The sequence below is a fragment of the Hymenobacter cheonanensis genome (assembly GCF_030581075.1).
Taxonomy (GTDB): domain Bacteria; phylum Bacteroidota; class Bacteroidia; order Cytophagales; family Hymenobacteraceae; genus Hymenobacter.
Genome location: NZ_JAUQSW010000010.1, coordinates 72,732 through 98,751 on the forward strand (window position 1 = coordinate 72,732; position 26,020 = coordinate 98,751).

At 60.4% G+C, this 26,020-nt stretch carries 20 protein-coding genes; 8 read left to right on the forward strand and 12 right to left on the reverse strand.

Annotated features, from left to right (window positions below):
* Positions 1 to 76: 76 nt before the first annotated feature.
* Complete coding sequence (locus tag Q5H89_RS17745) at positions 77 to 532, reverse strand: peroxiredoxin (RefSeq protein WP_305020688.1); 456 nt, start codon at positions 530 to 532, stop codon at positions 77 to 79.
* Between the two features lie 77 nt (positions 533 to 609).
* A complete protein-coding gene (locus tag Q5H89_RS17750; RefSeq protein ID WP_305020689.1) occupies positions 610 to 1,560 on the reverse strand; it encodes an alpha/beta hydrolase in 951 nt (316 codons plus the stop codon).
* Between the two features lie 84 nt (positions 1,561 to 1,644).
* On the opposite strand from Q5H89_RS17750, the gene Q5H89_RS17755 reads away from it, so the two are divergent.
* Positions 1,645 to 3,513, forward strand: a complete 1,869-nt coding sequence (locus tag Q5H89_RS17755) for a M2 family metallopeptidase (protein ID WP_305020690.1) — start codon at positions 1,645 to 1,647, stop codon at positions 3,511 to 3,513.
* A 74-nt stretch (positions 3,514 to 3,587) separates the two neighbouring features.
* On the forward strand, positions 3,588 to 4,391 hold the full coding sequence (locus tag Q5H89_RS17760; protein WP_305020691.1) for an alpha/beta hydrolase: 804 nt from the start codon (positions 3,588 to 3,590) through the stop codon (positions 4,389 to 4,391).
* 111 nt (positions 4,392 to 4,502) lie between these two features.
* On the opposite strand, the gene Q5H89_RS17765 is transcribed toward Q5H89_RS17760, so the two are convergent.
* Together Q5H89_RS17765 and Q5H89_RS17770 are read right to left on the reverse strand one after the other, a co-directional pair.
* Positions 4,503 to 5,204 carry a GAF domain-containing protein gene (locus Q5H89_RS17765; protein WP_305020692.1) on the reverse strand — a complete coding sequence of 234 codons (702 nt, stop codon included), beginning with the start codon at positions 5,202 to 5,204 and terminating at the stop codon, positions 4,503 to 4,505.
* Positions 5,204 to 5,926 carry a pirin family protein gene (locus Q5H89_RS17770; protein ID WP_305020693.1) on the reverse strand — a complete coding sequence of 241 codons (723 nt, stop codon included), beginning with the start codon at positions 5,924 to 5,926 and terminating at the stop codon, positions 5,204 to 5,206. Before Q5H89_RS17770 ends, Q5H89_RS17765 begins: the two co-directional genes overlap by 1 nt.
* Before the next feature lie 391 nt (positions 5,927 to 6,317).
* Here Q5H89_RS17770 and Q5H89_RS17775 point away from each other — a divergent pair, with 391 nt between their 5' ends.
* The 3 genes from Q5H89_RS17775 to aspA all read left to right on the forward strand — a co-directional run bounded on the left by Q5H89_RS17775 (position 6,318) and on the right by aspA (position 11,322).
* Positions 6,318 to 7,817 (forward strand): alpha-amylase, encoded by a 1,500-nt coding sequence (locus Q5H89_RS17775; protein ID WP_305020694.1) that lies wholly within the window; start codon positions 6,318 to 6,320, stop codon positions 7,815 to 7,817.
* Between the two features lie 110 nt (positions 7,818 to 7,927).
* Positions 7,928 to 9,745, forward strand: a complete 1,818-nt coding sequence (locus tag Q5H89_RS17780) for an alpha-amylase (RefSeq protein WP_305020695.1) — start codon at positions 7,928 to 7,930, stop codon at positions 9,743 to 9,745.
* A gap of 167 nt (positions 9,746 to 9,912) precedes the next feature.
* Complete coding sequence (aspA, locus tag Q5H89_RS17785) at positions 9,913 to 11,322, forward strand: aspartate ammonia-lyase (RefSeq protein WP_305020696.1); 1,410 nt, start codon at positions 9,913 to 9,915, stop codon at positions 11,320 to 11,322.
* A gap of 176 nt (positions 11,323 to 11,498) precedes the next feature.
* Here the strand turns inward: aspA and Q5H89_RS17790 are convergent, their stop codons facing one another.
* On the reverse strand, positions 11,499 to 12,068 hold the full coding sequence (locus Q5H89_RS17790; RefSeq protein WP_305020697.1) for a DUF3109 family protein: 570 nt from the start codon (positions 12,066 to 12,068) through the stop codon (positions 11,499 to 11,501).
* 147 nt (positions 12,069 to 12,215) lie between these two features.
* Here Q5H89_RS17790 and Q5H89_RS17795 point away from each other — a divergent pair, with 147 nt between their 5' ends.
* From Q5H89_RS17795 to murA, 3 genes are all read left to right on the forward strand, one after another.
* Positions 12,216 to 14,462, forward strand: coding sequence for an ATP-dependent helicase (locus tag Q5H89_RS17795; protein ID WP_305020698.1), 2,247 nt, complete (start codon positions 12,216 to 12,218; stop codon positions 14,460 to 14,462).
* A 93-nt stretch (positions 14,463 to 14,555) separates the two neighbouring features.
* Entirely contained in the window at positions 14,556 to 15,323 is a 768-nt protein-coding gene (locus tag Q5H89_RS17800) for a DUF4290 domain-containing protein (RefSeq protein WP_305020699.1), read from the forward strand.
* An 80-nt stretch (positions 15,324 to 15,403) separates the two neighbouring features.
* Positions 15,404 to 16,711, forward strand: a complete 1,308-nt coding sequence (murA, locus tag Q5H89_RS17805; protein ID WP_305020700.1) for a UDP-N-acetylglucosamine 1-carboxyvinyltransferase — start codon at positions 15,404 to 15,406, stop codon at positions 16,709 to 16,711.
* An 86-nt stretch (positions 16,712 to 16,797) separates the two neighbouring features.
* Here murA and Q5H89_RS17810 read toward each other — a convergent pair whose 3' ends face one another.
* From Q5H89_RS17810 to Q5H89_RS17840, 7 genes are all read right to left on the reverse strand, one after another.
* Positions 16,798 to 17,136 carry a phage holin family protein gene (locus tag Q5H89_RS17810; protein ID WP_305020701.1) on the reverse strand — a complete coding sequence of 113 codons (339 nt, stop codon included), beginning with the start codon at positions 17,134 to 17,136 and terminating at the stop codon, positions 16,798 to 16,800.
* Between the two features lie 36 nt (positions 17,137 to 17,172).
* On the reverse strand, positions 17,173 to 18,255 hold the full coding sequence (locus tag Q5H89_RS17815; RefSeq protein WP_305020702.1) for an agmatinase family protein: 1,083 nt from the start codon (positions 18,253 to 18,255) through the stop codon (positions 17,173 to 17,175).
* 118 nt (positions 18,256 to 18,373) lie between these two features.
* Positions 18,374 to 19,000, reverse strand: coding sequence for a chemotaxis protein CheC (locus tag Q5H89_RS17820; protein WP_305020703.1), 627 nt, complete (start codon positions 18,998 to 19,000; stop codon positions 18,374 to 18,376).
* A gap of 83 nt (positions 19,001 to 19,083) precedes the next feature.
* A complete protein-coding gene (locus Q5H89_RS17825) occupies positions 19,084 to 20,739 on the reverse strand; it encodes a chemotaxis protein CheA (RefSeq protein ID WP_305020704.1) in 1,656 nt (551 codons plus the stop codon).
* Positions 20,740 to 20,927: 188 nt separating this feature from the next.
* Positions 20,928 to 21,308 (reverse strand): response regulator, encoded by a 381-nt coding sequence (locus Q5H89_RS17830; protein WP_305020705.1) that lies wholly within the window; start codon positions 21,306 to 21,308, stop codon positions 20,928 to 20,930.
* Positions 21,309 to 21,392: 84 nt separating this feature from the next.
* Positions 21,393 to 21,989, reverse strand: a complete 597-nt coding sequence (locus tag Q5H89_RS17835) for a chemotaxis protein CheW (RefSeq protein WP_305020706.1) — start codon at positions 21,987 to 21,989, stop codon at positions 21,393 to 21,395.
* Between the two features lie 55 nt (positions 21,990 to 22,044).
* A complete protein-coding gene (locus Q5H89_RS17840) occupies positions 22,045 to 25,839 on the reverse strand; it encodes a methyl-accepting chemotaxis protein (protein WP_305020707.1) in 3,795 nt (1,264 codons plus the stop codon).
* Between the last annotated feature and the right edge of the window lie 181 nt (positions 25,840 to 26,020).

Consider the following 26,020-nt stretch of genomic DNA (forward strand, 5'->3'; position numbering starts at 1 on the left):
CCCGGGCCGCCAATGAATCACGAACTAAGGAATTTACCTAACGCTTTCGGTACAAAGGCCTGCTAATCGGCCAGTCTTACCGGGCTAGCCCGCGCAGCACCTCTTTGGTCTTGCTTACGTGGTCGGTAGCGCCGCTCAGCGAGTTGAAGATGTAGGCAATTTTGCCGTCCTTATCAATTACGAACGTAACGCGCCCGGGCAGCAAGCCCAGCAAGGCGCGCGGCACTTCGTACTGCTTGCGCAGCTGCCCGCCGCTATCGGCCAGCAGCGGAAACGGCAGCCGGTGCTTCTGGCTGAATTTCTGGTGCGAGGCCTCACTGTCGGAGCTTACGCCCACTACCACGGCGCCCAGGTCCAGAAAATCAGCGTATTGGTCACGAAAGGCGCAGGCCTCGGCAGTGCAGCCGGGCGTATCATCCTTGGGGTAGAAATACAGCACTACCGGCCGGCCGCGCTGCCCGGCCAGGTGAAAGCGGTCGCCCTTATCGGTGGGCAAGGTAAAATCAGGAGCCAGGTCGCCGAGCTGAAGCATGCGTGCAGTAAACAGTTGGTAATGGGTAGTGAACAGGTAAAGTGCGTATTGTTCACTGCCCACTACCAACTGTTCACTCATTTTGTCAGCCAGCCGTTGTCAGCCAGCCAGTTCTGGAGGCGGTCCATCCACTGGTCTTTGGTAGTGGCGTTGTTCATGCCGAAGCCGTGGCCGCCTTTGGGGTAAAGGTGCATTTCGGCGGGCACGTTGTGGCGGCGCAGGGCGTCGTAAAACACGAGGCTGTTTTGCACGGGCACGGTCTTGTCGTCCTCGGCATGCACGAGGAAGGTAGGCGGCGTTTGGGCGCTCACCTGCAGCTCGTTGGAGTAGCGGCGTACCTGGGCGGGGCTAGCGGTGGCCCCAATCAGATTATCGCGCGAGCCGGTATGCTTCAGGCTGTCGCTGAAGCTGATAACCGGGTACAGCAGCACCAGAAACGCCGGCCGCACCGAGGCCGGGCCGGGGTTATCGCCCACCGGCTGGGCAAAATGGGTGCCCGCCGTGGCGGCCAGGTGGCCGCCCGCCGAAAAGCCCATCAGGCCGATGCGCTCGGGGTTGAGGCTGTACTTGGGGGCTAGCTGGCGCACCAGGCGCAGGGCCTGCTGGGCATCGAGCAGCGGCGCAATGCTTTTGTCGGGCTGGCTGCGGTCGTTGGGCAGGCGGTATTTCAGCACGAAGGCGGCCACGCCCATCTCGTTCAGGCGCTTGGCCACGTCGTAGCCTTCGTGGTCGATAGCCAGCCGGGCGTAGCCGCCGCCGGGGCAAATGATAACCGACGTGCCGTTGGCCTTGGCGCGGTCGGGCATAAAGACCGTGAGCGTGGGCTGAATAACGTTGGAGATGCGCACGCCGGCCGTTTCGGTCACGCTGGTTTCCTGCACCTGGCTAGGCTTCGAATCGGGGATGGAGCCGCTGTAGAGCGGCAGCACCGGCGCAGCGGTGCCAGCGGCCGTGGTTTGGGCGTGGAGGTGGGAGGCGGTAGTCATGCACAGCAAACCGAGGGCTAGCGACAGGGTGGTATTTTTCATAAAGTGCAAATTATCAGGCAAAGTACGCGGCAAAAGTACCGGGGCAGGCGAGCAAGCGCGGGGCTTCCCTCCTACCTTTCCGACATGAAAACGCGCTATTCCGAATTTCGTTTTGCCCGGCCCTGGCCGGTACTGGCCGCGCTGCTCACCGCCTGCGCCCCCACGGCCAAAGTGCCGGTAGCTACTACGCCCGCCCCGCCGGCCGCCCCGGCTAGCCCCGCCGCGCCCGATTACCGCGCCCAGGCCGAAGCTTTTCTGACCCAGTACACGGCCGAGTACGTGCGCCGCTACACCGAGGCCAGCGAGGCCGAGTGGACCAGCAACACCCACATTGTGCCCGGCGACACCACTAACGCCGGCCGCACCGCCCGCGCCAACGAGCGCATGGCCGCCTTCGCCGGCTCGGCCGCAACTATTGCCCGGCTGCGCGAGCTGCTAGCCCATAAAGACCAGCTCACGCCGCTGCAAGTCAAGCAGTTGGAAACGGCGCTCTACAACGCCGCCAACTCGCCCCAAACCGTGGCCGACCTCGTGAAGCGCCGCATCAAGGCCGAGGCCGCCCAGACGGAGAAGCTCTACGGCTTCACCTACACTTACGCCGGCAAGCCGGTGACGACCAACGACCTCGACGCGCTGCTGCGCACCGAAACCAACCCGCAGAAGCGCCAGCAAGTGTGGGAGGCCAGCAAGGCCATCGGCCCCACGCTCAAGGATGGCCTGCTAAACCTGCGCGACCTGCGCAACCAAACCGTGCAGGCGCTGGGCTACCCCGATTTTTTCTCGTACCAGGCCAGCGACTACGGCCTGAGCCGCGACGAAATGATGGCCTTGGTGCGCAAGCTCAACGATGAGCTGCGCCCCCTCTACCGCGAGCTGCACACCTACGCCCGCTACGAGCTGGCCAGGAAATACCACGCCCGGCAGGTGCCCGACTACCTGCCCGCGCAGTGGCTGCCCAACCGCTGGGGCCAAGACTGGGGCAGCCTGGTGACGGTGAAGGGCCTGAACCTCGACGCGGTGCTGGCCAAAAAGGGCCCGGAGTACCCGGTGAAGCAGGCCGAGCGCTTCTACCAGAGCCTGGGCTTCCCGGCTTTGCCGGCCAGCTTCTACGAAAAAAGCAGCCTCTACCCGCTGCCCGCCACGGCTAGCTACAAAAAGAACAACCACGCCTCGGCCTGGCACATGAACCTGGACCAGGATGTGCGCAGCCTGATGAGCGTGGAGCCCAATACCGAGTGGTACGAAACCACCCACCACGAGCTGGGCCACATCTACTATTACCTCACCTACTCCAACCCCGAGGTGCCGCCGCTGCTGCGCCAGGGCGCCAACCGCGCCTACCACGAGGCCATCGGCAGCATGATGGGCCTAGCCGCGCAGCAAAAGCCCTTCCTGGCCGGGCTGGGGCTGATTGACCCCGCTACCAAAACCGACCAGACCCAGCAATTATTGAAAGAAGCGCTGCAATACGTGCCGTTCATCCCCTTCGCCTCGGGCGTGATGAGCGAGTGGGAAAATGCCTTTTATGCCGAAAACCTGCCCGCCGACCAGCTCAATGCCAAGTGGTGGGCGCTCTGCAAGCAGTACCAGGGTATGGTGCCCCCTAGCCCGCGCGGCGAAAATTTCCTCGACCCGGCCACTAAAACCCACATCAACGACGACCCCGCGCAGTACTACGACTACGCCCTGAGCTACATCATCTTATTTCAGCTGCACGACCACATTGCCCGCAAAATCCTGCACCAAGACCCGCACGCCACCAACTACTACGGCAGCAAAGAGGTCGGCCAGTTCCTACAGGACATCATGCGCCCCGGCAGCAGCCGCGACTGGCGCACCGTGCTCAGGGAGAAAACCGGCGAGGACCTTTCGGCGAGGGCGATGGTGGCGTATTTCGAGCCGCTGATGGGGTATTTGAAAGAGCAGAACAAAGGCCGGAAATACACGATGTGATGCAGCAAGCTTCTTTCTTAAACCATTCGCCTAGCTGGCTACCTCTTCGCTTTAGTCAGCTGCTAGGGCTCATTTTGCTGCTGGCCGCCGGGCCTGCTGCGCGCGCCCAAACGCCGGCCGCTCCGCTGTGCATCGGCGAAACCTTCACGCTAGCCTCCAAGGTGCTGGGCGAAACCCGCCGCCTGAACGTGTACCTGCCCCCAGTCTACCGCGATTCGGCCACCGTGCGGCTGCCCGTGCTGTATATGCCCGATGGCGGACTGGCCGAAGACTTTTTGCACGTGGCCGGGCTGGTGCAGGTGCTGGTGGGCAACGGCACCATGCGGCCCTTTATTCTGGTAGGTATCGAGAATACCCAGCGTCGCCGCGACCTCACCGGGCCCACTACCAATGCCGAAGACAAGAAAATAGCGCCCCGCGTGGGCGGCTCGGCCACGTTCCGGCAGTTTATCCGCCGCGAGCTAATGCCGGCCGTGCGCCAGCGCTACCGCACCACGCCCGAAACGGCCCTGGTGGGCGAGTCGCTGGCCGGGCTCTTCACCGTCGAAACGCTGCTGCTGGAGCCCGACCTGTTCGATACCTACCTGGCCTTCGACCCTAGCCTGTGGTGGAACAACGGGCAGCTGGCGCAGCAGGCCTCCGGCATCGTAGCCGCCTACCACGGCCCTGCCAAAACGCTGTACCTAGCCACCAGCAGCCAAGGCGACACGGCCGCCACCCGCCGCTTGGCCGCCCTGCTGCCCGGCCCGGCCCGCCGCCCCATCACGGCCTACTACGAGCCCATGCCAGCCGAAACGCACGCCACTATTTACCACCCTGCCGCGCTGCGCGGCTTTCGGCGGGTGCTGCAGCCGCCAGCCAAGTCTTCGGCTAAGTAGCTAATTTTTAATTAGTAGTCATTCAGCGCTCTTCTGCGCCAGCAAACAGCAAAGCCCGGCTCATCGCCGGGCTTTGCTGTTTTAACTGAGGAAGGGCTTAATGCCCGCTGGCTAGCCTAGCCGGCGGGTCAGCACCCGGTCCACGTTTTCGAGGCACCGGACAATGGGCTGGGTGACCTCCGCGTCTTCCAGGTCGATGCCCTGGTTGCGGCTGGCGAGGTAGCGCGCCAGGGCCGCATTGTCGTCCAGCACTTTGCTAAGCTCGTGCTGGGCGTCCTCCCACTCGGCTAGCTGGTCGGCGGCCAGGTAGCGGTAGCGCAGCTCGATGGTGCGGCTCACCAGGCCCGCCAGGCGGGTAAGCAGGTCGGCTTCGGCGGCCGAAAAGCCCCGGGGTTCCTTGCCGATAACGGCCAGCATACCCAGGCGCGAATCGTCCTGGGCCACTAGGGCCGCGCCGGCGTAGAAATTCAAGCCAATGGCCTGGGCTACATCGGGCTTGATGAGCTGGCAGCTTTCGGGTTTGTAATCAGATATCACCACATCATCGCCCGAGAGAATGGCCGCCGAGCACATGCTTTCGTTGCGCGCCAGCCCGGGTATGCCCGTGGCGCCAGCCAGGGCCTTAAACCACACGTAGTCAGCATCGACGAGCGAGATGAGCGAGATGGGCACCCCAAACAGCTGCGCGGCCCAGGCCACGTAGTCGTCAAAAATCTGCTCAGGCGTGGTATTCACAATCTGAAACTGGTGCAGCGTGCGCAGGCGGGCGGCATCGTGCGCAGGTATCAGGGAAGCGGGAAAATTGCTGGTCATTAATAGTTTGCCTCACTGCCGGGCAGGTCAATCAAAATAAATTGGGCGTCTTTGGTGGCTTCAATAGCCAGCACGTCTTCCGCACTGATGCGAGCCTGGTCGTTGGCCCCCAGTACCGTGCCATTTACGGAAATGCTACCTTCCTTGACATAGATAAAGGTAAGGCGAATGGGGAATGTTTTGAACGTCAGTTTTTTCCCGCAGTCCAGGTTGCTCCAGTAAATGGTGCTGTTCGAGTTCATGTACACCACGTCTTCGAGCACGCGCTGGCCGGTTACGAGGGGCACCAACTCGTTTTTCTTGCTTTTCAAAAAACCCAGGTCCTTTTGCTCGTAGCTGGGGGCTAACCCCTTTTGGCTGGGCACAAACCAGAGCTGATAGAGGTGCAGGGGCTTGTCCTGGCGGTTCATTTCGCTATGGGCCACGCCGGTGCCGGCCGTCATGCGCTGCACCTCACCGGCCGGGATGGCCGTGCGGTTGCCCAGCGTATCCTCGTGGCTCACCTCGCCCTCAAGCACCAGGGTCACGATTTCCATCTCGGAGTGTGGGTGCTGCGGAAAGCCATTTTGCGGGGCCACCGTGTCGTCGTTGAACACGCGCAACGGGCCGAAATGCATGTTGTCCCGGTCAAAGTAATCGGCAAACGAAAACAGAAAAAAGGAGCTGAGCCAGGCAGTGGGGGCCGCGTGGTGGCGGCTGGCGGCGGCAATGTGGGCGAGCATAGAGCGAAAGAAAAAGGGACGCGCCAGGGCGGCCGTGAACAGAATAGCCCTAGAACTGCGAATCGGGGCCTGGGGTTGCTGCCGCTGGGTTTGCCCCGCGCCTTGCCAGGCAAAAATCAGGGCCGCAACTCACCCCCGAAATATACAATAGCGCACACTAGGGCGTGCCAACTATTTCCGCAAACGTTTGCAGGATAAGAAAGAATTAGAAAATGGATTAAAAGCCTTATAATGTTCGTTTTGCGTGCTTTTTCAGCTTTGCCTACGAAGGGAATATTCAAACAAAAATCTTCATCAAATTTTAATCATTATAAAAAAAATCTAAATTTTGTTGTGACATGTTGCGGGAATTTTGCTAACATTGCGGCGTCCTTTTCCCCACCCAAACCTCATGCTACTACCCCTACCCGGGTCCGTGCGCCTAGCTGGCGCGGCGGCCCTGCTGTTTCTGGCGGGCTGCGCCAAAGAAACCGCCACCCCGAGCGCTAGCCCGGCGCTCGCCACCTCCGCCACCTCGGCCAATGCCACCGCCGTGAACGGCGTGATGATGCAGGGCTTTTACTGGGATGTGCCCGGCAGCACCTCGGCCGGCACCTGGTGGCAAAACCTGGGCAGCAAAGCCACCGAGCTGAGCGCGGCCGGCATCACGGCCATGTGGCTGCCGCCCGCTTACAAAGGCAGCGCCGGCGGCTACGACGTGGGCTACGGCGTGTATGACCGCTACGACTTGGGCGAGTTCAACCAGAAGGGCACCGTGGCCACGCACTACGGCACGCTGGCCCAGCTCCAAAGCTGCATCGCGGCCCTGCACGGCAAGGGCATTCAGGTGTACGAAGACGTGGTGATGAACCACCTGATGGGCGCCGACTACCAGGAAAGTTTCACGTATAACGGCCAGAATTTCAACGTGTACACGGGCTTCAACTATCCCGGCCGGGGCACCACGTACAGCAATTACCAGTGGCACTATTACAATTTTAACGGGGCGCAGCAGGGCGCCAATAATAGCTGGCTGCAGTGGAACCCCTGGGATTTTCAGCCCTACAACAACGGCGACGCCTACGACAATCTCATGGGCTGCGAGGTGCGCTACGCCGACGTGAACCAGGCCAACGAAACCATTAAGTGGGGCAACTGGCTGACCACCAAGCTCGGGCTGGACGGCTACCGCATCGACGCGGCTAAGCACATTCAGACCGCCTTTTTCAACAACTGGCTCGACAATGTGAAGGGCACTCGCTTCGCCGTGAGCGAGGTGTGGTTTAACAGCGTGAGCCAGCTCAACGACTACGCCTCGGCCACGGGCGGGCGCACCAGTTTGTTCGACGTGCCGCTGCACTACACCTTTAAGGCGATGAGCGACGGCAACGGCGCCTGGGACATGCGCGGGCTGGAATTCGCGGGCTTTACCGAGTCGAACCCGACACTATCGGTGTCGTTCGTGGATAACCACGACACCGACACGCCGGGCGGGCTAAACTCGCCGGTCGTCAACCTCAAGATGCTGGCCTATGCCTACATCCTGACCCGCGAAAAGGGCTACCCCTGCGTGTTTTACCGCGACTACTACGAGTACGGGCTAGGGGCCCAGATTAAGACTCTGAGCCTCATTCGCAAGGCCAATGCCTACGGCGCGGCTTACGAGTACACCAGCGTGGATGACACCGACTACTATGCCTACTCGCGGGCCGGCGACAGCACGCACAAAGGCCTGATGCTCATTCTCAACGATGGCAGCGGCGCCCGCACCAAGGGCATTACCTCGCCCTTCAAGAGCGCCACGCTCACCGACAAAACCGGCAACTACGCTGGCACCATCACCACCGATGCCAACGGCTACGGCAACTTCCCGGTGAACGGCCGCAGCTGGTCGGTGTGGGTGCCGAATTAAAGAAGCTGAAAGTGAAGCGTTGAAGGTGAAAAAGATACGTCCTAACCCGCCTTTACCGCTTCACTTTCAACTTTTAACTGCTTTCCTTTCCCACCCATTTCCCTTTTCCTATGTCCACTTTTTTACGCGGGGCTAGCCGCGCTTCGCTGGCCGCCGCCCTCTTCCTGGCTTCCTGCGCCAAGGAAGCCACCGTGCCCACCGCGCCGGCCCCGGCTAGCCTGGCTACCGCCAGCAACGATGCCACCGCCGTGAACGGCGTGATGATGCAGGGCTTTTACTGGGACGTGCCCCAGACCACCAGCGGCCAAACCTGGTGGCAGGTACTCGGCGGCAAGGCCAGCGAGCTGAAAAGCGCCGGCATAACGGCCCTGTGGCTGCCGCCGGCCTACAAAGGCAGCGGCGTGAACGACGTGGGCTACGGCGTGTACGACCGCTACGACCTGGGCGAGTTCAACCAGAAGGGCACCGTGGCCACCCACTACGGCACGCTGGCCCAATTGCAGAGCTGCATCTCGGCCCTGCACGGCCAGGGCGTGCAGGTGTATGAAGACATGGTAATGAACCACTTGACCTCGGCCGATGCGCAGGAGCAGTTCAACGTGGGCGGCACCAACTACAACGTGTACACCAGCTTCACTTACCCCGGCCGGGCCAACAAGTACAGCACCTACCAGTGGCATTATTATAATTTCAACGGTACCCAGCAGGCGCCCAATAATGGGTGGTACCAGTGGAATGCCTGGGACTTCCAGCCCTACGCCAACGGCGATGCCTACGATAATTTGCTAGGGTCGGAAATTCGCTACGCCGACCAGAACCAGGTGACCGAAACCATTAAGTGGGGCAACTGGATGACGACCACGCTGGGCCTCGACGGCTACCGCCTCGACGCCACCAAGCACATGCTCACCTCGTTTGTGAACTCGTGGCTTGATAATGTGAAGGGCACTTCGGGGCGCTTTGCCGTGAGCGAGGCGTGGTTTCGCAACCTCACCGACCTCAATAACTACGCCTCGGCCACGGGCGGGCGCACGAGCCTGTTTGACGTGCCGCTGCACTACACCTTCGCCGATATGAGCAACGGCAACGGCGCCTGGGACATGCGCGGGCTGCAATTTGCGGGCTTCACCGAGGCCAACGGCGCGCTCTCGGTGTCCTTCGTGGATAACCACGACACCGACCAGACGGGCGGCGCGCTCTACTCGCCGGTGGCTAACCTCAAGATGCTGGCTTACAGCTACATTCTGACCCGCGAGAAGGGCTACCCCTGCGTATTTTACAAGGATTATTATAACTACGGCCTGGGCGCGCAGATTAAGACGCTCATCGGCATCCGGCAGGCCCACGGCTTTGGCTCGGGCTACGAGTACACCAGCGCCGACGACGCTGACGTGTATGCCTACTCGCGGGCCGGCGACGCCACCCACACCGGCCTGCTTGAGTTGCTGAACGACGGCAGCAGCGCCGCCAGCAAGGCCATCACCACGCCCTTCAAAAACGCGACCCTCACCGACCTCACCGGCAACACCACCGGCACCGTCACGACCGATGCCAACGGCCTCGGCACCTTCCGCGTCAACGCCCGTTCCTACGCCGTGTGGGTACCCAGCGGCACCAGTGGCGGTGGCACCACCGGCAACACCTCGGTGGCGTTCACCATCAACTACAGCAACACCGTGAGCGGCCAGGACCTCTACATTGTGGGCAGCACCGCCCAGCTAGGCTCCTGGAACACGGCCAATGCCATTAAGATGAGCGGCGCGGCCTACCCCAACTGGACCGTGACCGTGCCCCTCACCACGGGTACCAACGTGCAGTACAAGTACTTCCGCAAAGACGCTTCGGGTAATATCCTCTGGGAAGGCGACCCCAACAACTCGCTTACCCCTAGCGGCAGCAGCCAGAGCGTAACCGATACCTGGCACTAGGTTTTAGTTATGAAGTAAAAGCCAGGAGTTCGGAGTTGCCTTTTGTAGCAACTTAGGACTAAACAAGAAGTCCCCGCCGCGCTGGTCGCGGCGGGGACTTCTTGTTTTACCAAAGCTACCTTTCGCCGGCTTCAGCCGTAAGACCACGCTTTCCCTACCTCTCCCCCATGACCCCATCCACCCGCCTCGAACACGATTTCCTGGGCGAATTGCCCATCCCCGACGACGCTTACTATGGTATCCAGACCCTGCGGGCGCTCGATAATTTTCACATTACGGGCATTCCCATCAAGGTAGAGCCACTGTTTGTGCAGGCGCTGGCCTTCGTGAAGAAGGGGGCGGCCCTAGCCAATAAAGAGCTAGGGGTCCTCGACCCCACCATTGCCGACTTCATCGCCCAGGCCTGCGACCGCGTGGCCAGCGGCGAGTTCGACAATCAATTCCTCACAGACATGATTCAGGGCGGGGCCGGCACCTCGGTGAATATGAACGCCAACGAGGTGATTGCCAACGTGGCCCTGGAACTGATGGGCCACCAGAAGGGCGAGTACCAGTACTGCCACCCCAACAACCACGTAAACTGCTCGCAGTCAACCAACGACGCCTACCCTACCGCCTTTCGCATTGCCCTCAACAACAAGCTGGCCGGCTACCGCGACACGCTTGCGCTGCTCGCCGACGCCTTTTTTGCCAAGGGCGAGGAGTTCCACAACGTGCTCAAGATGGGCCGCACCCAGCTCCAGGACGCCGTGCCCATGAGCATGGGCGATGAGTTCAACGCCTTCGCCACCAACCTGCGCGAGGAGCTGCTGCGCATCGACGACTCGCGCCGGCTCATCTCCGAAATCAACATGGGCGCCACCGCCATCGGCACCCGCGTAAACACGCCCCCCGGCTACGCGGGCCTCGTAACGCAGCACCTGCGCCAGATAACCGGCCTCGACCTGAGCCTGGCCGGCGACCTCATTGAGGCCACCTACGACACCGGGGCCTACGTGCAGCTCTCGGGTGTGCTCAAGCGCACGGCCGTGAAACTCAGCAAGATATGCAACGACCTGCGCCTGCTAGCCTCGGGCCCGCGCGCCGGCCTGTTCGAGATTAACCTGCCGCCCTTGCAGCCCGGCTCCAGCATCATGCCCGGCAAGGTGAACCCCGTGGTGCCCGAGGTGGTGAACCAGACGGCCTTCTACGTCATCGGCGCCGACCTCACCGTAACGATGGCCGCCGAGGCCGGCCAGCTGCAACTCAATGTGATGGAGCCGGTTATCTCATTCGCGCTCTTCACCAGCATCTCTTACATGACCAATGCCTGCCGCACGCTGCGCGAAAAATGCGTGCTCGGCATCACCGCCAACGCTGAGCACGCCGCCAGCCTCGTCTACAACAGCATCGGCATCGTAACCCAGCTCAACCCCGTGCTCGGCTACGAAGCCTCGGCCAGCATCGCTAAAGAGGCTCTGGCCACCGGCAAGTCCGTCCACGACATCGCCGTAACCGAGCGCCACTTGCTGACCCAGGAAAAATGGGACGAGATTTTCACGTTTGAAAACCTCATCCGCCCGGTGTTTATGAAATAGCGCAACCCTCACCCCCGGCCCCTCTCCTTGGGGAGAGGGGAGCCTAGCGCAGGCGAACGTATAGCAATCGTCAGGCTCCCCTCTCCCCAAGGAGAGGGGCCGGGGGTGAGGTTACACGGTCGGGTTTTCAATCAAGAGTAGCGCTCATTGACGATTTGGTCGTCAGAGAGGCTAGGTTACGCCGTCGGGTTTTCAATCTCCCGCGCCAGCTCGGCGTACCAGTCGGCGCCGTATTTGCGCTCCAGCGGCTCTTTCAGGAATTTGTACACCGGCACCCCTAGCTTGGCCCCGAACGAGCAAGCCGGCGAGCAAATGTCCCAGCGGTCGTAGTTGAGCGCCTCGAAGCCCTCGTATTTCGTCACCCGAATGGGGTATAAGTGGCAGCTAATCGGCTTCTTAAAATCGGTAGCGCCCGCCAGGTACGCCTGCTCGATGCCGCACTTCAGAATACCCAGCTCGTCGTAGAGCGCGTAGGCGCACTCCCGGTCGTTGATGGTCGTCGTGCTATAGTCGCCCTCCCAATCCTCTATGTAAAGCCCCTGGGCCGCAATGGCTTGCTTGCCAGCCTCCGTCAGGAACGGCTCAATCTTAGGGTATTCATTTTTAAGAATTTCCAGTTCTTCCAGCTCCAGGGGCGCGCCAAGGTCGCCTTCCACGCAGCAGGCGCCTTTGCAGGCGTTGAGGTTGCACACGAAAAACTGCTCGGCCACGTCGTCGGAGATAACGGTGTTTTGAATAACAATCATAAGAAGCGAATTTATCGACGATAGAAAGCGGTTAGTAAAAGCGGGCAGCGGGCTAGCCTTGCCTAAAAACACTAGCACAAAGATACCGCCCGGCCGCCCCCTCAACTTATCTTTGTCAGCTAGCCGCCCGCGGGGCGGCCTCTTCGTATGGCTTTAGATTATCGCGCTCTTTTGAACCCCTCGCAGGCCGCCGCCGTGCTCCAAACGGAAGGCCCCTGCATGATTATCGCCGGTGCCGGCTCGGGCAAAACGCGGGTGCTCACCTACCGCATTGCTCACCTGCTTGAGCAAGGCGTCGACCCGTTTAACATCCTGGCCCTCACCTTCACGAACAAGGCCGCCAAGGAAATGCGCGCCCGCATTGAGAAGGTAGTCGGCCCCAACGCCAAAAATCTGTGGATGGGCACCTTCCACTCCGTGTTCGCCAAAATTCTGCGCTCCGAGGCCGACCGCATCGGCTTTCCGCGCTCGTTCACCATCTACGATACGCAGGACAGCAAGACCCTCATCGGCCAGATTGTGAAGGAGTTGGAACTGGATGACAAGCTCTACAAAGCCAGCACCGTGCTAGGCCGCATTTCAGCCGCCAAGAACAAACTGATTTCCCACAATCAGTACCTCAGCGACCCCGTCATCAAGCAGGACGACGAGGCGGCGCTCCGGCCCAAAATCGGCGTCATCTACCAGCAGTACCAGCAGCGCTGCTTCAAGGCCGGCGCCATGGATTTTGATGACCTGCTGTTTCAAACCAACGTGCTGTTTCGCGACCACCCCGATATTCTGAATAAATACCAGAATAAATTCCGGTTTGTAATGGTGGATGAGTACCAGGACACCAACTATTCGCAGTATTTAATTACCCGCAAGCTGGCGGCCAAGGAGCGCAATATTTGCGTGGTGGGCGACGATGCGCAAAGTATCTACGCTTTCCGCGGCGCGGATATTACCAATATCCTCAATTTCGAGAAAGACTATCCCGAGCTGAATATATTTAAGCTCGAACAGAATTATCGCTCCACTAAAAATATCGTGTGGGCCGCTAATTCGGTTATTAAGAACAACCAGGCGCAATTGCGCAAGGACGTTTTTTCGGACAACGAAGACGGCCATTTAATCGAGGTAATTAAAGCCGCCTCCGACAATGAGGAAGGCAAATTAATTGCCCAGTCGATTTACGAGGACAAGATGAACCAGCATCTGTCCTACGACAATTTTGCCATCCTCTACCGCACCAACGCCCAGAGCCGGGCCATGGAAGAGGCCCTGCGCAAATTAAATATTCGCTACAAAATTGTGGGCGGCCTGAGCTTTTATCAGCGCAAGGAAATCAAGGACTTGGTAGCGTATCTGCGCCTCACGGTAAACCCGAATGATGAGCAGGCCCTGCGCCGGGTAATTAATTATCCCAAGCGCGGCATCGGCGACACCACGATTAGTAAATTAATTAATTCGGCCGAGGAAAGCAACCACACTATTTGGGAAGTCGTGAGCAACGCCGACCAGTTTTTGCCAACCAGGGTATCAAACCCGGTGGTAGGCTTCGCCGAAAAAATTAAGAGCTACACGGCCGTGGCGGCTAAGGAAGATGCGTTTGAGGCGGCCAAATTCATTGCCAAAAACTCGGGCATGATTGAGGAATTGTACGCCGATAAGAGCATCGAAGGCTTGTCGCGCTACGAGAACATTCAGGAGCTGCTCAACGGCATCAAGGAATATGTAGACGACCACGAGCGCGAGGACAAGTCGCTAGGGGCGTTTTTGCAGGACATTGCCCTCGTCACCGATTCCGACCTCAAGGACGCAGCCCAGGAGGGCGAGGCCGTGACGATGATGACCATTCACTCGGCTAAGGGCCTGGAATTCAGAAACGTGTACATCGTAGGCATGGAAGAAAACCTCTTCCCTAGCCAGATGATGATAACCTCGCGGGCCGACCTGGAGGAAGAGCGCCGGCTGTTTTATGTGGCTATCACGCGGGCCGAAAAGAAGCTCACGCTTAGCTACGCCACCTCGCGCTACCAGTGGGGCAACCTGCGCTCGTGCGAGAAGTCGCGCTTCCTGGATGAGATTGACCATCAGTACCTTAACGTGAAGTTTGCGGCCGGCCCGGCCGTGGGCGAGTCGCCGTTTCAGCACGTATTTGAGCGCCGCTCGAACCTTATAGCCGCCCCGGTGCGTAAGACGGTACCGACCAAGTACGTAGCTCCGGCCGACTTTCAACCCTCGGACACGAGTAACTTGCAGGCCGGCCAGCGCGTTGAGCACGCCAAGTTTGGCTTTGGCAAAGTGGCCACGCTCGAAAAGCAGAACGGCACCGTGAAGGCGATTATTCAGTTCGATGAAGTGGGCGAGAAAACGCTGCTGCTCAGCTTTGCCAAGCTGCGGGTGCTGTAGCGCAGAGCCCGGCGAGGCTAGCGAAATTTCGCCAAGGAAAGTGCAAAGCCTCGTCACCGCTGCCAAGCTCTGCGCTCACTAACTTTTAATTACATGCAAGAAATACCCACCCAGCTGCCCTTCCACCTGCAATTATTGGTGCGCGAGTACGGGCAAAGCACTTATCAGCTTATTCAGGGCCTGGCCCAGATTGAGGACGTAGCCGAGCGTACGCGCCGCGCCGCCGGCATTGTGCAGCTTATTCTGCGCCTGCGCCCCAGCCTGCGCGACCAGCCCGACATTCAAACCCGTCTCTGGAACCACATTCATGCCCTGGCAGGTACCGAGGTGGCGCTGGACGCGCCCGTGCCGCTTACGCCGCCGCGCCTGTATGCCGAGCGCCCCAAGCGCGTGGAGTACCCGCGCCAGGCGCCTAAGCTCAAGGCTTATGGCCGGGGTATTGAAGCGCTCATTACCAAGGCGTTGACCATTGAAGATGGCACAGAGCGCGAGCAGGCTGCCATTCAGATTGGGCGCACCATGAAGTTTCTCTACCGCCAGCACAACAAGGAAAACGCGAAGGATGTAACCATCATCCGGCACCTGGGTGAGCTATCGGGCGGACAGTTGAAGCTGGATGCGCAAACGGTGGCCGACCAAGGCCTGTTTGAACTGGCGGGCCTGCCCACCACGGCCGCCCCTAGCCAGCAGGCGGCCCGCCCCGCCAGTGGCCAGGGCAGCAGCCGCTTCGAAGGCAACCGCGATAACCGGGAGCGCCGCGCCGACCGCCCCGAGGGTGGCCAGGGCAATGGCAACAACAAAAAGCGTGATAAAAAGCGCAACAAGAAATTCCGTACCGAGCCCCAACAGCCGCCGCAGTAGCTTTGCGGCTTGATTGGCCTTGGCTGCTTATTGGGCGGCCACTGGCTCACTGCTCATTGTTAACTGTTAATTGAAAAAGAATGGCTGCTTTTGAAGTACGCGGCGGACGGAAGCTGCACGGAGAAATTACTCCGCAGGGAGCTAAAAACGAGGCGCTCCAGATTCTGTGCGCGGTGTTGCTCAGCCCCGAGCCCATCACCATCAGCAACGTGCCCAATATCCGGGACGTGAACAAACTCATTGAGCTGCTGCGCGATATGGGTGTGAAAGTGGGCCAGCTAGCCCCCGACACCTACATGTTTCAGGCCGAGGACGTGCGCCTCGACTACCTCGATACGCCCGAGTTTGTGGCCCAGGCCCGCGAGCTGCGCGGCTCGGTGATGATACTAGGCCCCCTGCTGGCCCGCTACGGCCGCGCCCAGCTGCCCAAGCCGGGCGGCGATAAAATTGGCCGTCGGCCGCTCGATACGCACTTTGTGGGCCTCGAAAAGCTTGGCGCGCACCTCACGCTGGAAGGCACTGATTTTTACCGCCTGACGGTGCCGGCCGGCAAGCTGCACGGTGCCTCTATGCTGCTCGACGAGGCTAGCGTAACGGGCACGGCCAACATCGTAATGGCCGCCGTGCTGGCCGAGGGTACCACCACCATCTACAACGCCGCCTGCGAGCCTTACTTGCAGCAGCTGTGCCGGATGCTGGTGCGCATGGGCGCTAATATTCAGGGCATTGGCTCCAACCTGCTTACCATTGAGGGCGTGGCCAGCCTTGGGGGAACCGAGCACCGGATGCTGCCCGACATGATTGAAATCGGCTCGTTCATCGGCCTGGCAGCCATGACGGGTTCCGAAATCACCATCAAGGACTGCCAGATTCCGGAGCTGGGGATTATTCCCGACACGTTTCGCAAGCTGGGTATCAACCTGGAGTTTCGCGGCGACGATATCCACGTGGCGGCCCAGGAGCACTACGAAATCAGCACCTACCTCGACGGCTCGATTCTGACCGTGAGCGACCACACCTGGCCGGGCTTCACACCTGATTTGCTGAGCATTATCCTTGTCATTGCCACCCAGGCTAAAGGCACGGTCCTCATTCACCAGAAGATGTTTGAGTCGCGCCTGTTCTTCGTAGACAAGCTCATCGACATGGGCGCCCAGATTATTCTCTGCGACCCGCACCGGGCCACCGTTATCGGCCTCGACCGCCAGAAGAAGCTCAATGGCATCACCATGTCGTCGCCCGATATTCGGGCGGGCGTGGCGCTGCTCATCGCCGCCCTTTCGGCCGAGGGCACCAGCAAAATATTGAACGTGGAGCAGATTGACCGTGGCTACCAGAATATTGATGAGCGCCTCAACGCGCTCGGGGCTGATATCCGGCGCATCTAAAAAGCTCAAAAATTTCTTAGCCAGGCATAAAAGAGGCCTTCTGCACGCGCAGAAGGCCTCTTTTATGTTAGAGGGCTAGCCCCAGGCTAGTCCATTATCATATCTACCACCGACGTCACCAGCGATAGGGCTATGCTGAAAATCAGTGCGTTGATAAAACCCGTAACGGCAAAGCTGCTCATCAGGTAATCTGCCAGTTTCACGATGATGACGTTGATAATCAGCAGGAAGATACCCAGCGTTAGTACCGTAATGGGGAAGCCGATTATTTTCAGTATCGGCTTTACCGTCGCGTTGAGCAGGCCTAGCACGATAACCAATATGGCGGCGCTACCCACCCCATCGAGGCGCACGCTGGGCAGTATCTGCGCCAGCCCGTAGGTCAGCACCGCCGTGAGAATGAATTTAATAAGGAATTTTACCATGAGGCAACGTGTGAAAGAGTGAGAGGGAAAAGAGTGTTATTCAGTTCCTTTGGCAGCCAGGCGACCCTGCGATACGGCCATCCAGTTGCAGAGTTGGTAGAGCAGGCGCGCGCCCACAATGCCGTTCCAGTCCGTATCGCCGGGCGCCACCTCATTCAGGTCGAGCCCGATGATGGTACGGCCCGAGCGCACTATCATGCGCAGCAGGTAGGTGGCTTCCTCAAATTCGAGGCCGCCGGGTACGGGCGTACCCGTGCCGGGGCACAGCTTGGGGTCTAGCCCATCGATATCGAAGCTAACGTACACTTTTTGTGGTAGTTGGGCAATGATTTTGCCGCACACCTTTTTCCAGGATTTTTTAGCAAATTTCTCCTCGCTCATAAACCGCTGGCCAAACAAGGCTACCCGGCCCACCGAATGCGCGATAAAGTCGGCCTCCTGCTGGCACATATCCCGGATGCCTACCTGCACCAGCTTCTTTACCTGGGGCAGTTGCAAGGCATTGTACATGATGCTGGCGTGCGAGTACTGGAAACCCTCGTAAGCCGGCCGCAGGTCGCAGTGCGCATCTATTTGCAGGATACCAAACTCACTGTGGCGCTCGGCTAGGGCGTGCAGGTAGCCTAGGGGCGTGCTGTGGTCGCCTCCTAGCACCGCCACGGCCTTGCCAGCGTCGAGCAGGGCGCCGGTTTTTTGCTTGAGCCATTGAATAAGTTTATCGCCTTCGGCCGTGATGCGGGCGGGCACACTGCCGTGCTGGGCCGCTCCTTCAGCCGGCTGGCCATCTTCGAGCCAGCCGATGTAGTCGGCCGCCAGGGGTCGCAGCTCGCGGCTGGTTTGAGCAATGGCTTCGTCTTCGTCCTCCATCGCCAGGCCTAGCTTCCAGGCTTCGGGCAGGTCGGGGTCGTAAAGGTCTACCTGCAATGAGGCTTCGCGGATGGCCGCCGGGCCCTGGGCTGTGCCGGCGCGGTAGCTCACGGTAACTTCCCACGGCACGGGCACCACTACTACCTGGGCCTCTTCGGGCGTAAAGGGCAGCCCAAAGAGGCCACCAGCGGCGTCGCCGAGTGCGTTGGGGTCAAAATTGGCAATTTTTTGCGCGAGAGTAGAAGCAGACACGGTTAAAAAAGAACACCAAGCGACCGGCGCTTGGTGGGTGAGAAATAAAAAATGGCAGTAGCGTCACTAGGTCCGCCAGAGAACCTACGCAACTGATAATAGTAATGTGTTCAAGAACTTAGGCCGCAGACTGCGTTTTGCCTAGAAAATCGTAGGTGCGAATGATTTTCAGGATTTTTTCGAACGTAGCCCGGTCGAAGAACAGCATCAGCGGTAATTCCACCGAATTTTCTTTGTCCGAAAACTGCGTGATTACGGAGAAAATTAGCGGCTGCAAGGCTTCGGGGTCCGGCATCAGGCTGTGCAGGGCGTTGGCGAGGTCGCCGGTCGGGGTCAGGGGCGGCGCACCATAGATGTTGGCTTTCAGAATATTAGCCAGCTGCGTAACTAAAGCTCCGGTAATAATATTGCTAATTTCCAGCAGCAAAGACTCCTGCAACTCATTGAGATTCAATGAATCAGACACTTGCATGCGCAGGCACACCCGCGATAGCCGCTGCACGTGCTGGCCCGAAAAGAACATGAACGTGGAGCCGTTAAAATCGCCCCGGATATCGCTCTGAATGGCTACGTAGCGGGTTTGATAATCCCGCACCCGCTCAATAATGCTGCTGCTAGGCAGCAGGTCCAAGTTAGGCACTTCCAACATCACCCGCTCTTGCGCAATCACAGCAAAGCTGTCGGCCGCCCGGGCAAGGCCGATGTTGAGGATTTCGCGAATAATATCGCGCTCTAACTCATTCATTGATAAATTCATAACGGCTTAGTTCGTAACAGCGGCGCAGAAGCTGGCAAAGTAATACGGAAAAGGGCGGGAAGCAGCTAAAGTTAAGGGCGTTTGGATAGAAATAGCCGGGTTAGGGCTGGCACATCCAGTACCAGGCAAAGCTGCCCACTACCCAGCAGGGTAACACCTCCAAACAAGTCAATGGTATCCAAGGGCTTACTCAGCGATTTCACCACGATATTCTGCTGGCGCAGGAAGCGGTCGATGAGGATGCCCAGGCGGCGGTTGTTGTAGCTCACCACCAGCACCTGGTGCAGGCCCCCATCGGCGGGCAGGTCGGCGCGGGTGGCTAGGGGCAGTAGCTCGTCGCCTTCGGCGTAGAGCAGCTGCCGCAGGGGCACTAATGGCACATTTTCGTCCTGAATGCGGGTCATGAGCAGGCCGCCCACCACAAAAACCTGGTCGCTGGCCAACGCCAATACCGTGTCGGTGTGCAGCAGCGGCACCGCGTAGGCCCGCTCGTCAAGCTCGATAAGTAAGGCGCCTTTTACGGCAATGGAAGTGGGCAGCACCAGGGTAAACGTAGTGCCTTGGCCCAGCTCCGAATTCACGCGCAGGCGCCCACCGAGCGAATCGATGGCCAGCTTCACCACGTCGAGGCCCACGCCCCGGCCCGAGATGTCGGTTATTTTTTCGGCCATGGAAAAGCCGGGCTCAAACAGCAGGGCCCATACCTGCTGCTCGTCGAGCACGGCGGCGGCTTCCGCCGTCAGCATTCCTTTGCGCACGGCTTTCTGGCGCACGGCTTCGGTGTTGATGCCCCGGCCATCATCCTGCACCTGGATTAGTACGTCGTCGCGCTCGGTAAGGGCCGAAATGGTGAGCTTGCCAATAGCCGGCTTGCCGGCGGCGCGGCGGTCGTCGGGGTTTTCCAGGCCGTGGCTCACGGCATTGCGCACAATGTGCAGCAGGGCATCGGTGATGAGTTGCAGCACGTTGCGGTCAATCTGCACATCCTGGCCGGCCAGGCTCAGCTCGACCTGTTTATTTTCGGCGGCGGCTACGTCGCGCACCACCCGCGGAAATTTATTCAGCAGCACCCCGGCGCCTACCAGCCGCACATCCATTACGGAGTACTGCAAATCGTCGGAGATGCGAAACAGGTGGCGGGCCGTGGCTTGCAGCGCCGGGTGCCCTAGCTCGGCGGCTAGGGTCAGAATCCGGTCGCGGTCAATCACCAGCTCACCTACCAGGTTCAGCAGGTTATCCAGCTTCTTGACCGGAATGTACACCAGGTCCGACAGTTCAAGCTTGCGGGCGGCATCGGTTTCGGCCTCTTCCTCGGTTTGAGCGGGGCGGGTTTCTACGATTTCCTCGCCTTTGATGAGGTGCTCAAGGTTGTCGAGCAAGGGCTTGGCATCGGCAAATTCCTGCCCCGCTCCCACTGCCCGAATCATGTTGCCCAGAATGTCAACCGCCCGGAAAGTCAGCGAAACCAGCGCGCCCGTGAAGGTGCGCTCGTTGCCGCGAATCTGCCCGAACAGGGTTTCCATCTTGTGGGCTACCTCGCCCATGTCGATGAAGCCCATGGCGCGGGCGTTGGCCTTAAGATTGTGCATGAGCCGGAAAAGCTCATTCAGCGCCGCCGTATCCTGCGGATTACGCTCCAGCTCGCTCAGGTGGCGCGACATGGCATCGTAATACTCCAACGCCTCGGCCATGAACAGCTCCCGATACTCTTGCTCGCGTGCTGTCATAGTCGATTGGGCAACGAATGCTTCATGCGTATTATCTCGGTGCACCGCATTTTCTTCCGGGCCGCGGCACGCAGGCGGCAGCCAGGCCCTAGCAGGGAAAGCAGTTGCGCAGGAGCTAAAAAGGAAACCAAGAGAATACTGTTATCGGGTATTAGGTGAAGGGGGCGGCTAGCCCTCGGCGGCGGGGCTTAGGCCAGCGAGCCGTCGCCCTGCAGGGCACTGCCGACTATCTCCAGCACGCGCTCTTCCGAAAAAGGCTTTACGATGTACGCCAGGGCGCCATTTTCAATGGCCTCATTTACAATGGTTTCCTGACCCACGGCCGAGCACATAACCACTTTGGCATCGGGCTGCTGCTGGCGAATGCCTTTGAGCACATCGAGGCCGGTATTGTCGGGCAGGATAACGTCGAGGGTGATGAGGTCGGGGGTGGTTGCTACCGCCATTTCCAGGGCCTGCTGGCCGTTGGCGGCTTCGCCTACTACATCGTAGCCGGCATCGGTGAGCATATTCTTGAGCATCGTCCGCATGTAGAACGAGTCATCGACGATGAGAATGCGCTTATTCATGTACAACTGAATCTGAGAGAGTGATAAAAGAAAGGGAGGGCGCCGCCGCTACCTGGGGCGGCCGGCTAGGCTCGTCTACGGCTATCAGGCGCCGGAGGGTGCATTGGCTGCAGGGGCCGCCTTGGTACCGGCGCGCCCAGCCGGGACAGCAGCCTGGCCCGGCAGCCGCATTATCTCGCTAGGGGTGAGCAGCTTGGGCATATCGAGCACAATAATGACGCCCTCGCCCCCGGGCAGCTTGGCAATACCCTCAAGGTATTTTTCGCGCTGGCCGCTGTCCTGCACAAACTCCGGCGCCGGCTCGATGGCACTCACCGGAATGGTGACGGGGCGGGGCACCTCGCGCACTATCAGGCCTAGCGTATAGTCGGGGGCTTCGACGGCCAGCGTGTACGAAAAATCGGGCACCGGCCGGCCGGCCGGCCGCAGCTGAAAACGCTCTTCCAGGTCTACCACGGCAATAATATCGCCGCGCAGGTTGGTAATGCCCTTAATGAAGAGGGGCGTTTTGGGCATGCGCACTACCTCGGGCGTGATGGTGACTTCCTTCACCTGCTCGATGCGGATGCCGTAATCCTCATCGCCCAGGCGAAAAACAATCAGCTGGACCACCGCCTCGGGAGCGGCCGGCGCAGGCCGGCCCGAAGCAGTAGCCGGACGGGAAGCAGCAGAATCAGCCATTAAAATTAAAAAAACGCAAAACCAGGTAATTAGTCACTAAGCTGGGCTAGCCCGCCTATTTCGCCTTGGCGCGCCGGGGCCGGGCCGAAGCCTTGCCGTTTTCCCCGGCCTTCTCGGCGGCGGGCGGCGGGGTTGGGGCCGAAGCCGGCTTGGCGCGGCGCGTTGGCTTTTTGGCCGCCAGGGTGGCGGGGGCTTCGGGGGCTGTTGCGGCCGCGCGGGCATGGCCATTGCTGGCGGGCTGCTGGCCGTTGGTAGCCCCGGTAGTAACGCTGGCCGATGCTCGGCGCGTTGGCATGGGCCGGCTGGCCCGGGCCGACGGTACGGGCGTAGGCTCGGGAGCCGCGGCCTTGGCTGCCGCCACGGGCCGGCGCACTACCCGGCGCTGAGGCTCGGGCTCGGGTTCCGGTTCGGGCTCCGGCTCGTAGTCGAAGAGCTGGAAGGTTTCGAGGCCGTCCTGCAGGTCGTCGGCAATGTCGGAGAGCCGTTGCGACGAGCTGGTAAGCTCCTGCATGGAAGATGACAGTTGGCGGGCCGTGCCGGCCACCTGCTGGGTGCCGGTGGCCGTTTGCTCGGCAATGGCTACCACTTCCTCCACGTACTTCACTACGTCGCCAATCGAGGTTTGCTGCACGGCCGTGGCCGTGAGAATATCGCGCGAGGTGCGCAGCGTTTCGCCGCTGCTGGTGGCAATGTTCTTAAAGGCCGCGCTAGCCTCGAAGGTGGCATTTTTGCCCTTGAGCACCCGGCTTTCCATGGCGCTGATAGCAGCGGCGGCGCTGGTCGTGTCCTTGCGCACATCCTCTACAAGCGTGGCAATCTCGTTGGCCGACTTGCGCGAGCCTTCGGCCAGCTTGCGGATTTCCTCGGCTACTACCGCGAAGCCGCGGCCGGCCTCGCCGGCGCGGGCCGCTTCAATGGCGGCGTTCAGGGCTAGCAGGTTGGTTTGCGAGGCGATATCGGTAATTACCCCCAGCGACTTGCTGATTTCCTGCGAGCGGGTCGACAGTACTTCGATGGTGCGCGAGGTTTGGGTGGCGGCGCCGGAGATTTCCTCCATGTTTTTTACCACTTCGGCCACCGTTTTCAGGCCCTGCTGCGAGGTTTGCTCACCCATGATGGCCGACTTGTTCACCACGTCGGCCTTGTTGGCCGTTTCCTTGGTGGCCGTCATGATTTCCTCAATGAGCTTGAAGGCCTGGTCGGTTTTGAGAGCCTGGTTCTGGGCGCCTTCGGCCATCTGCTGCATGGCCAGGGCCACGTCAACCGTTACCCGGCTCATTTCCTGGCCTTTGTCCACCATCTCTTCCGAAGAAGTGCCCACCACCTGCGCCGAGTCGTTGATTTCACCGAGCAGCGCATTCAGGGTTTCCACGGCCTGGTTGAGCGAGTTCGACATCGAGAGAATGTCGCCCGTCGTCTGAATCTCGACCATTTGCGTCAGGTCGCCTTCCGAGATGGCGCGCACCACGCGGCTTACTTCGAGCACCGGCAGGGCAATGCTCTCAATCAGCGCGTTAAGCGTATCCACCAGTTCCTTCCAGGAGCCCGACACGCCACCCACCGTGGCGCGCTCGGTCAGCTTGCCCTCGGCACCCGCTACGCGGGCCACGCGGCTTACTTCCGAGGCCAGGCGGTTCAGGTCGTCCACCATCCGGTTGATGGTCTGGGCCAGGTCGGCTACTTCACCGGCGGCTTCCAGCGTCAGCGTCTGGGTCAGGTCGCCCTGCGATACGGCCGTTACTACTTTCACAATGCCCCGCACCTGAATGGTGAGGTTGGTGGCCATCGTGTTCACGTTGTCGGTCAGGTCTTTCCATACGCCGCTCACGTTAGGCACTACGGCCTGGCCGCCCAGCTGGCCCTCGGTGCCTACTTCCACGGCCACGCGGGTTACCTCGCCGGCGAAGATGTTGAGCGAGTCCACCATCTGGTTGATGTTGTCCTTGAGGTCGAGCAGCTCGCCGCGCACGTCTACCGACACCTTCTGGCTGAGGTCGCCCCTAGCCACGGCGGTGGTCACGTTGGCAATGTCGCGCACCTGGCTGGTGAGCGAGGCGGCCATCGTGTTTACGTTGTCGGTGAGGTCTTTCCAAGTGCCCTTCACGCCCGGCACCACGGCCTGGCCGCCCAGCTTGCCGTCGGTGCCCACTTCGCGGGCCACGCGGGTTACCTCGTCGCCGAACACGTTCAGCGAGTCCACCATCTGGTTCAGGTTTTCCTTGAGCTGCAGCAGCTCGCCGCGCACGTTTACCGTCACGCGCTGGCTGAGGTCACCCCTGGCCACGGCCGTGGCCACGTTGGCAATGTCGCGCACCTGAGAAGTCAGGTTCGAGGCCATGGTGTTCACGTTGTCCGTCAGCTCCTTCCAGGTGCCCGATACGCGCGGCACATTGGCCTGACCGCCCAGGATACCCTCGGTACCCACCTCCCTAGCCACGCGGGTTACCTCGCCGGCAAAGATGTTGAGCGAGTCCACCATCTGGTTGAGGATGTTTTTCAGGTCGAGAATTTCGCCCTGCACATCCACCGTCATCTTCTGGCTGAGGTCACCCCTAGCTACGGCTGTCGCCACGTTGGCAATGTCACGCACCTGAGAGGTCAGGTTGGCGGCCATGGTGTTCACGTTGTCCGTCAGCTCTTTCCAGGTGCCGCCTACGCGGGGCACTACGGCTTGGCCGCCGAGCTTACCCTCGGTGCCTACTTCGCGGGCCACGCGGGTTACTTCGTCACCAAAGATGTTGAGCGAGTCCACCATCTGGTTCAGAATATTCTTCAGCTCCAGAATCTCGCCCTTCACGTTCACCGTCATCTTCTGGCTGAGGTCGCCCCTAGCCACGGCGGTAGCCACGTTGGCAATGTCGCGCACCTGACTGGTCAGGTTGGCGGCCATGTTGTTTACGTTGTCCGTCAGGTCTTTCCAGGTGCCCGATACGCCCGGCACGCTGGCCTGGCCGCCCAGTTTACCCTCCGTGCCTACGTCGAGGGCCACGCGGGTTACTTCGCCAGCAAAGAGGTTGAGCGAGTCCACCATCTGGTTGAGATTCTGCTTGAGTTGCAACAGCTCGCCCTTCACGTCCACCGTCATTTTCTGGCTGAGGTCACCCCTGGCTACGGCAGTGGTCACGTTGGCGATGTCGCGCACCTGGCTGGTGAGGGCGGCAGCCATCGTGTTCACGTTGTCGGTCAGCTCCTTCCACACGCCGCCCACGTTGGGCACCACGGCCTGGCCCCCTAGCCGGCCCTCGGTGCCTACTTCCTGCGCCACGCGGCTTACCTCGCCGGCAAACACGTTGAGGTTGTCGATGGTGCGGTTGATGGTTTCGGCCATCACCTTGAAGTCGCCCGACACCGGAATCTGGAAGCTCTCATCCAGGTTGCCCCGGCTGATGTTTTTCAGCACCTTGCCCACTTCCAGTACCGGCACGGCGATGGAGTCCACCAGGCCGTTGATATTATTGAGCATGTCGCGCCAGAAGCCCGCCGCGCCGTCGGCCGAGGCGCGGGCTTTCAGATTGCCTTCCACCCCGGCCACCTTCGAAATGCGCGACACCTCGCCGCCCACGCCGCCAATCATCTCCACCATCGAGTTGTAGGCCTCGGCGATTTCGGAGAAGATGTCGTCGTTCTGCTTGGTGAGGCGCACCGACACGTCGCCCTTCTTAAAAGCGTCGAGGGCGAAGAGCACGCGGTTGAGCTGCTCGTTCACGTAGTCGGTATCGGTGAGGCCGGCATTGCGGCGGGTGCCGCGCTTGCGGGTCGTGTTATCGTCGGCAAACGTGCCGGTTTCGTCCGGCCGGGCGTCGTCGATAGCGTCAGGTACCGGGGCCGTAGTTTTCTTGGCGGAAGCCATGCGGAAAGGAAGCAGAGAGGGTGGGGCGAGTTGGGGCTCGCGGTGGAGACTAACAAAAGTAGGCGCGGGAGGCTATCTGGCAATGCCGGGCGGCTCGAAGGTAGCCTAGCAGCCATAGTCGGCGCCGGGCGTGCATCTTTGTCCCCGTTTTCAACTTTTCGGGCCGGGGCTGCGTTCTCAG